Origin of the sequence: Vibrio sp. La 4.2.2 (genome assembly GCF_027586995.1) — a bacterium.
Classification (GTDB): domain Bacteria; phylum Pseudomonadota; class Gammaproteobacteria; order Enterobacterales; family Vibrionaceae; genus Vibrio; species Vibrio mediterranei.
The window spans coordinates 103,453-111,907 of record NZ_JAPPTJ010000014.1 but is presented as its reverse complement, the minus strand read 5'-3'; the positions used below and the strand labels follow the sequence as shown (position 1 = coordinate 111,907).

At 44.9% G+C, this 8,455-nt stretch carries 6 protein-coding genes and 2 tRNA genes; 3 read left to right on the top strand and 5 right to left on the bottom strand.

Annotated features, from left to right (window positions below):
* Positions 1–90 precede the first annotated feature (90 nt).
* Together OH456_RS23270 and OH456_RS23265 are read left to right on the top strand one after the other, a co-directional pair.
* Positions 91–167: transfer RNA gene (locus tag OH456_RS23270), tRNA-Asp, on the top strand.
* Between the two features lie 89 nt (positions 168–256).
* Positions 257–333: transfer RNA gene (locus OH456_RS23265), tRNA-Trp, on the top strand.
* A 163-nt stretch (positions 334–496) separates the two neighbouring features.
* Here OH456_RS23265 and ilvY read toward each other — a convergent pair.
* Positions 497–1,387 carry an HTH-type transcriptional activator IlvY gene (gene ilvY, locus OH456_RS23260; RefSeq protein WP_270034326.1) on the bottom strand — a complete coding sequence of 297 codons (891 nt, stop codon included), beginning with the start codon at positions 1,385–1,387 and terminating at the stop codon, positions 497–499.
* A 145-nt stretch (positions 1,388–1,532) separates the two neighbouring features.
* On the opposite strand from ilvY, the gene ilvC reads away from it, so the two are divergent.
* Positions 1,533–3,017 (top strand): ketol-acid reductoisomerase, encoded by a 1,485-nt coding sequence (gene ilvC / locus OH456_RS23255; protein WP_006075378.1) that lies wholly within the window; start codon positions 1,533–1,535, stop codon positions 3,015–3,017.
* Between the two features lie 122 nt (positions 3,018–3,139).
* Here ilvC and ubiK read toward each other — a convergent pair whose 3' ends face one another.
* The 4 genes from ubiK to OH456_RS23235 all read right to left on the bottom strand — a co-directional run bounded on the left by ubiK (position 3,140) and on the right by OH456_RS23235 (position 8,339).
* Positions 3,140–3,391 (bottom strand): ubiquinone biosynthesis accessory factor UbiK, encoded by a 252-nt coding sequence (ubiK, locus tag OH456_RS23250; protein ID WP_006075379.1) that lies wholly within the window; start codon positions 3,389–3,391, stop codon positions 3,140–3,142.
* 113 nt (positions 3,392–3,504) lie between these two features.
* Entirely contained in the window at positions 3,505–6,621 is a 3,117-nt protein-coding gene (locus OH456_RS23245; protein WP_031493888.1) for a multidrug efflux RND transporter permease subunit, read from the bottom strand.
* Between the two features lie 11 nt (positions 6,622–6,632).
* Positions 6,633–7,739, bottom strand: a complete 1,107-nt coding sequence (locus OH456_RS23240) for an efflux RND transporter periplasmic adaptor subunit (RefSeq protein WP_062462662.1) — start codon at positions 7,737–7,739, stop codon at positions 6,633–6,635.
* Between the two features lie 18 nt (positions 7,740–7,757).
* Complete coding sequence (locus OH456_RS23235) at positions 7,758–8,339, bottom strand: TetR/AcrR family transcriptional regulator (protein ID WP_198558546.1); 582 nt, start codon at positions 8,337–8,339, stop codon at positions 7,758–7,760.
* Positions 8,340–8,455 lie beyond the last annotated feature (116 nt).

Below are 8,455 nucleotides of genomic sequence, written 5' to 3'. Positions count from 1 at the left end.
GGCTTCCCCATGTGAGAGTAGGACATCGCCAGGCTTTGAACAACATCTGTTTAAAGCACGCTTTAGATAAGACTTTAAATAGACCACTGCGGAGTGGTAGTTCAGTTGGTTAGAATACCGGCCTGTCACGCCGGGGGTCGCGGGTTCGAGTCCCGTCCACTCCGCCACTTATTAAAAAGCCTCGCTTATTGCGAGGCTTTTTTGAATCTAACATGTTGATTTAAGCGATTAAATAGCATAGATTAGATAGCACTTTAGGGGTGTAGCTCCAATTGGCAGAGCAGCGGATTCCAAATCCGCGTGTTGGGAGTTCGAATCTCTCCACCCCTGCCATATTTAAAGGCTCTGACTTAGGTCGGAGCCTTTTTTGTTTTCGCTTTTTCAAAGCGATGTGTTGGGAGCTGGGTCGCCAGCCCGGTCAAATCTCTCCACCCCTGCCATATTCGAAGGCTCTGACTTAGGTCAGAGCCTTTTTCGTTTTTGATGATTATTCATGCTAAGGCTGGATATACACTTTTTCAGCCACTTTCCAGAAAGCTGAGAGCAATTGATTCTCTAGATTAGAGCGTTTACATACCACGCCAAGTTTGAATGGTTTAATAGGCTCTAGTTTTAAGCGTTGAATTTTATCTCGAACTGGGCTGTTTACGATAACCACTTCCGGAGCAATTCCAACGCCACATCCCAGTGCAACCATACTTACAATTGCCTCATGTCCTGATACCTGAGCGTATATATTGGGTTTAATGCGCATTTTTTTAAACCACGCATTTGTTCGCTCTCGTGCTGTTCCTGCTTCGGGGACAATGAATGGGATCTTGTTCCAATCAGGCAGCCCTTCGGCTAATTCCAAGCCAAAACTACTAACACCAACAGGGGCTATTACAGAGAGTGGTATGTCACTGATCGGCTCAAACTCTAATCGAGCAGGTAACAGTTCTGGTAATGCTGAGATGGCTATATCGGTTTCATCGCTGAGGACTTTATCTATAGCTTGTGCAGGATCGCCAGTAGAGAGTTCGAACTCGATATAAGGGTAAAGCAATCTAAACTCGGCAAGTAACTCTGGGAGGTGGCTGTAGCTCGCGGTAACGGAACAAAACAGTCGAAGCTTACCTCTCAGCTCATTCTCACCATGTTGGCTTTCTGATTGGAACTGCTGCCATTCACTAACGATATTTACAGCAATAGGGAGCAGTTTTTTTCCTGCTGGCGTGAGTTCGACAGAACGGTTGTCACGCAAGAACAAGTTTTGATGAGTATCTTGTTCAAGCTTTTGGATCTGTCTACTGAGGGCTGACGCACTGATATGCATCGCCGTTGCGGTTTTATTGAAGCTTTTACTCTCACACAAATGGATAAAAGCTTGGAGACTTTTAATATTCATAGTACTAAAGATATCTGTTGTTGCATTATTTGCAATGACAAATTGTGAATATATCACTTTAAGCAATTTCGACTCTGCATTAGTATGAACTCATTCGATGATAACCATCGACACTACGGACAGAATTCAACAGGAGAGCCCCACTATGGCTAACTATTTCAATACTCTTAACTTGCGTGAGCAATTGGACCAACTAGGTCGTTGTCGTTTTATGGATCGTTCTGAATTTGCTTCAGAAGCGGATTACCTAAAAGGTAAGAAAGTAGTCATTGTTGGTTGTGGTGCTCAAGGCCTAAACCAAGGCTTGAACATGCGTGATTCTGGCCTAGACGTGTCGTACGCACTTCGTCAGGCAGCAATCGATGAGCAGCGTCAATCGTTCAAAAACGCAAAAGATAACGGATTCGTTGTTGGTAGCTACGAAGACCTAATCCCTCAAGCTGACCTAGTTGTTAACCTAACTCCAGACAAACAGCACACTAACGTGGTAGAAACGGTAATGCCGCTAATGAAAGAAGGCGCATCTCTAGGTTACTCTCACGGCTTCAACATCGTTGAAGAAGGTATGCAAATCCGTAAAGACCTAACGGTTGTAATGGTTGCACCTAAGTGTCCAGGTACTGAGGTTCGTGAAGAGTACAAGCGTGGCTTTGGTGTTCCGACTCTTATCGCTGTTCACCCAGAGAACGATCCTCAAGGGGATGGTCTTGAAATCGCTAAAGCATGGGCAGCAGCAACAGGCGGCCACCGTGCTGGTGTTCTAGAGTCTTCATTCGTTGCTGAAGTTAAATCTGACCTAATGGGTGAGCAAACTATTCTTTGTGGCATGCTACAAGCAGGTTCAATCGTATGTTACGAGAAAATGATTGCTGACGGTATCGACCCAAGCTACGCAGGTAAACTACTTCAGTTCGGTTGGGAAACTATCACTGAAGCACTGAAATTCGGTGGCATCACGCACATGATGGACCGTCTATCTAACCCTGCGAAAGTGAAAGCGTTTGACTTGTCTGAAGAGCTAAAAGACCTAATGCGTCCGCTTTACAACAAGCACATGGATGACATCATCCAAGGTGAGTTCTCAAGCACTATGATGGCTGACTGGGCAAATGATGACGTAAACCTATTAGGCTGGCGTGCAGAGACAGCTGAAACAGCATTCGAAAACTACCCTGCGTCTGATGTAGAAATCTCAGAGCAAGAGTACTTCGACAACGGTATCCTAATGGTGGCTATGGTTCGCGCAGGTGTTGAGCTAGCGTTTGAAGCAATGACGGCATCTGGCATCATTGATGAGTCTGCATACTACGAGTCTCTACATGAGCTACCACTAATTGCAAACACGATTGCACGTAAGCGTCTATACGAAATGAACGTAGTAATCTCAGATACAGCTGAGTACGGTAACTACCTATTCGCTAACGTAGCAACACCACTGCTTCGCGAGAAGTTCATGCCATCAGTAGGTACTGACGTAATCGGTAAAGGTCTAGGTGAGACATCTAATCAAGTTGATAACGGCAAACTAATCGAAGTAAACGATGTTATCCGCAATCACCCTGTAGAGTACATCGGTGAAGAGCTACGTGGCTACATGACAGACATGAAGCGTATCGCTGTAGGTGGCTAAGCCGACCAAATAAAAATCAGATAATAAAGTAAACACAACATAGCAAAGGGGGCTACCAATTGGTAAGCCCCCTTTTTTTGTCTATGCAATTTGGCAATTTGCGAATACCGCAAAAAAAGCGATTACTTATCCGCTAGCTTTTGCTCTAGATCTGCTAGTTTTTGTTCCATCTCTGTCAGCTTTTGACGAGTGCGCAGTAGCACTTGAGTTTGCACATCAAACTCTTCACGGCTAACGACGTCAAGCTTATTCAATTGGCCTTGAATGACTTGGCGTACTTTCTGATCAACATCCGCACCAAGTTCTTTCACTGGTTGAGGCATTGAGTCGTGAATTTGCTTAGCAATCTGTTCAAGTTTCTTTGGATCAAACATGTCTGGTAACTCCTTAAGTGATACTTCTTATTCTATGTAATCCGATAAAGAAAGTCGTTATTTGAGCTAATAAAAAAGGCCACATTGTGGCCTTTTTCTAATTAGTCTTCACCTTAAGAGCGATTTTCTCGACAAGCTGCTGAAGCTGCGTCAACTCGAGCTATCTTCTCTAGGTCTTTGTCTTCAACAAAGACTGGTAGAGGTTTGTGCTTCTCTGCTAAGTAAGTATAAATTACCGGAAGAACAAACAGAGTAAACAGAGTACCAATAGCAAGACCCGCTACGATTACGATACCGATACTAAAGCGCTGAGCTGCACCAGCACCTGTGGCGTACATCAGTGGGATTAGACCTGCAATCATCGCCGCGGTTGTCATCAAGATAGGGCGAAGACGAACTTTCGCCGCTTCCATAACTGCTTCCATTCGGCTCTTCTTGTGGTTTAGCTGCTCTTCTTTTGCTACTTCACAGATAAGGATACCGTGCTTGGTGATAAGGCCGACCAAGGTAATTAGACCCACCTGTGAGTAGATGTTCATGGTGGCTGCACCCCATGCCAGAGCAATCAGAGCACCACATATCGCCAGTGGTACCGATACCATGATAACGAATGGGTCTTTGATGGACTCGAACTGGATAGCCAGTACCAAGAAGATAATCGCCAGAGCTAGACCAAACGTTGCGTAAAGCGCGCTTCCTTCAGTTACGTATTGACGAGCTTCACCCATATAATCATGGTTGTAGCCACTTGGTAGCTTGTTCTCTGCTGTTGATTCAAACCAAGCAATCGCATCACCCATTGCTACACCTGGAGCTGGAACAGCACCAACAGTAGCTGAGTTTAGCTGGTTGAAGTGAGGTAGAGAGCGAGGCTCTGCCACAACATCAATAGAGATTAAGCTGCCTAGTGGGATAGCTTGGCCATCATCAGAACGAACAAAGTACATGTTCATCGATTCTGGGTTTAGACGATATTTACGCTCAACCTGAGGGATAACCTCATAAGAACGACCATTGAGGTCGATACGGTTAACGTAACCATCTGCCATCATCGCACTCAGCGTGATACCAATATCTTGCATGGTTACGCCATAAGCGCCCGCCATATCTTTGTCGATATTGATTTTCATCGTCGCTGAATCGTAGTTCAGATCCAGTGTTGAATAAACAAACTGAGCATTCTTTTGTACGTCAGTCCAGATATCAGTCGCAATCGTAAACAAGCTTTCGAAGCTGTTAGGTGTGGTAATAACAAACTGAATCGGAAGACCTGAACCTGCGCCTGGTAGCTCTGGCATCTGGAATGCTGTTACAGCCATACCAGGTACATCAGCCACAAGCCCACCTACTCGGTTAGCAACTTCTGCTTGGCTCGCTTCACGCTGGCTCCAAGGAACCATAGAAGCAATACCAAATGCTTGGTTTGAGTTAGGCACACCAGTGAACACCTGAGCGAACGCCACTTCTGGCTGATCAGTTAGGATTTTGTTTACGTCGTTCATGGTGTTTTGCAGGTAGTCTAAGTTTGCGTTAGACGGTCCTGTACCCATTAACATCACCACGCCTTTATCTTCCGATGGAGCCAGTTCACTTGGAATGAACTTAAACAGCATAGGTAGAGAAGCAAACACGATGACGGCAAACGCAATGATCACAGGACGGCGCTGCATTACCGCGCCAAGCATTTTTTCATAACGTGATGTCATGCCGTCTAGTACGTGATGTACTTTTTGCTCAAAGCGGTTTGGTGTCTCGTTGGCTTTAAGCAGCTTCGAACACATCATCGGTGATAGCGTTAATGCGATAATGCCTGATACAAATACCGACCCCGCCAACGTTAATGCGAACTCCTTAAATAACGAACCCGTGATACCACCCATTAACGCGATTGGCGCATATACGGCACCAAGCGTCAGCGTCATCGCAATAACTGGTACCGCAATTTCACGTGTACCAATAATGGCAGCGCGGAATGGGGATTCACCAAGCTTGATATGACGGTCAACGTTCTCAAGAACAACGATTGCATCATCTACTACCAGACCGATAGCCAGTACCATAGCCAGTAGTGTCATTAGGTTCCAAGAGAAACCAATCGCCTGCATTACCATTGCCACACCGATCAACGATAGTGGAATTGTCACGATAGGGATCAGTACTGCACGGAAAGAGCCTAAGAACAGAGTGATAACCACAAGTACGATAAGTGCTGCTTCAAGAATGGTCTTAATAACCTCTTGAATCGATTCGTTGATCGCAACCGTAGAGTCATACATCACGTTCATTTTGATGTTGCTAGGCAGGTTCTTCTCAAGTTGTGGAAGAAGCTGAAGTACATCTGCAGCAATGTTGATCGGGTTAGCACTAGGGGCCGCATTGATCGCAGCTACTACGGCTTCTTGACCATTAGCACTTGCACGGTAAACGTCATGGCTCTTCTCTAACGTTACTTTAGCGATATCACCTAAGCGAATCACTTGTCCATCTTTAGAGCTCACTACAAGGTGTTTCAGCTCTTCAGTGTTTGAGACCTGAGTATCTGCACTGCCGTTGTACAGCACGAACTCACCCGTAGCCTGACCAGTTGCTGACTGGTAGTTGTTGGCATTGAGGACATTCATGATGTCAGAGGCTGTCATTTTAAGCGCGGCCATTTTTAGTGGATCTAGCCATACGCGAAGCGCGTATTTCATGCCACCATACATGTCGACCTTAGATACACCGTTTACGGTGAACAGCTGCGGGTTAATTACACGCTCTAAATAGTCGGTAATCTGGCTCGAAGCTAGCTCGTCACTGGTAAAGCCGATATAAAGTACCGCCGTTGTTGAGCCAGTAGACATAGTCACCGTTGGGTCTTCTGCTTCTTTAGGAAGCTGAGAACGAACAGAGTTGGTTTTAGCCAATATGTCTGAAAGCGCCGCATTAGGGTCGGTATTTAGCTTCATGTTCACAGTGATGGTCGACTGACCAAGGACTGACTGTGACGTCATGTAGTCGATATTATCGGCCTGAGCAACGGCCTGCTCCAATGGCTGGGTAATAAAGCCCTGGATTAGGTCAGCACTCGCGCCGTAATAACTCGTGGTTACGGTAACCACGGTATTCGTCATTTCTGGGTATTCACGTACCTGCATTTTGAACACAGCTTGCAGACCAAGCAGGGCTATCAAAAAGCTGATCGATACCGCAAGAACAGGACGTTTTATGAAAACATCAGTAAAACGCATTTTGCCTCCAATTACAGCATCGGTGTCTCAGCCGGTGGTACTGTCGCATCGCTTTCTACCACTTTGACCTTAACGTCGTTACTTAGGCGAACTTGACCAGATGTTACGATAACATCATCTGCTTTCACGCCTTCCAGAATATGAGCGATATCGCCTGTGCGTTCACCCACTTTAACTACTTGCTGCTTAACGCGTTTCACACCATCAACATCTTCAACGATATAAACATTGTCGCCATATAGGGTGAATGTAATCGCCGTTTGTGGAAGGGTTACTTGGTTTTCAAGTTTAGGTAGGATGATATTTGCACGTGCAAACATACCGCTACGCAGCTTACCGTCGTTGTTTGGAATGTCCGCTTGAACTTGAATCAAACCACTTTGGATACTTACCGCAGGTTCAATCGCACTGATAGAGCCCTTAAACGCTTGGTTTGGATACGCATCAACGAAGATGTCTACATCTTGACCAATAGAAATACGAGAGAAGTCAGTTTGTGGAACCGTAAAGCGCAGTTTCATTAGGCTAGTATCTTCTAAGCGTACAATATGATCGCTTGGTTGAAGGTATTGACCCAAGAACACGTTACGAATACCAACAACACCACCAAATGGCGCTTTGATTTCACGACGGTCAATTTGAGCTTTCAAGCTTTCAATATCAGCAGATAGAGAGAAGTAACTAGCCTCCGCTTCATCATAAGATTCTTTTGAAATTGAACCTTTCTTATAAAGACCTTGGTAGCGCTTGTACTTTGCTTTTGCTGCAGGAAGGCGAGCTTCTGAGCTTTTAAGGTTGGCTTTCTCTACATCAGAATCAAGAGAAACAAGGAGTTGACCTTTTTCTACTTGAGAGCCTGACGCGAATGAGATATTGCTGATAACGCCACTGGTTTCAGAAGTTAACGTCACACCTTGGTTTGGTTCCACAAAACCAATAGCTTCGATAACCGGTACCCAATCAACAGGTTTCACGGTTGTTACGGTGACTGGAAACTCAGGCTCAGGGCGGTTTGCTAAATATTCAGCGATTTTCTGTTGCTTAAACAGATTGAAACCTATCACGCTGCCAAATAGCAGAACGGCGATAAGTAGCATGAAAAATGTCCACTTTTTCATTCTAACGAGAACTCCACATTAGTGTTTTATTATTGCATCCCAACTGGCTTCGATAGCTGCATCTAGCGCATCGTCATCCAGTTGATATAGACCCAGAGCATGCTTACGTGCAAGCGATACACTTGCTTCTAAGCTTAGTCCAGATAGGATTTCATTATCGAGGTTTTTAAAAACCCCTTGTTTCTTTCCTTCTGTGAATAGGTTGTCAACTTGGGCAAACATTTTTCGTTCTTGTTCCCTAGTTGTATAACAATTTTTCGAAGGAATAGAGTCATATTGAGCACGAGTTTTCAACGAATCGATGTTTGAAGCTGCGACGTGCCAGATATTGAGCCACATCTTACGATACTGCTCTTTCAATGGTTGGTCGGCTCCTACACCTGCTTGAACGGCTTTGGCCATGCGTGATACCACGTAAAGCCTCAATTCTTCTAACAGATGGTCTTTGTCATCGAAATATCGATATATTGTGCCAGCTGCAACACCGGCCTCATTGGCCAGTTTCTGCATTGATACGCCTTGAATCCCTTTTTCAGCCACCATTTTTTGTGCCGCTTCGAGGATTTGTAGTCGTTTATCACTGGTATTCATAGTCGTCATAGCCATCCGATAGATAGTGAATGAACGTTCATTCATTATAAAACAATTGAGGTATATTTACGCAACTTATTTTTAATCACTATTCTATAAAAGTTAAAAAATCCTACGGAGCGTGG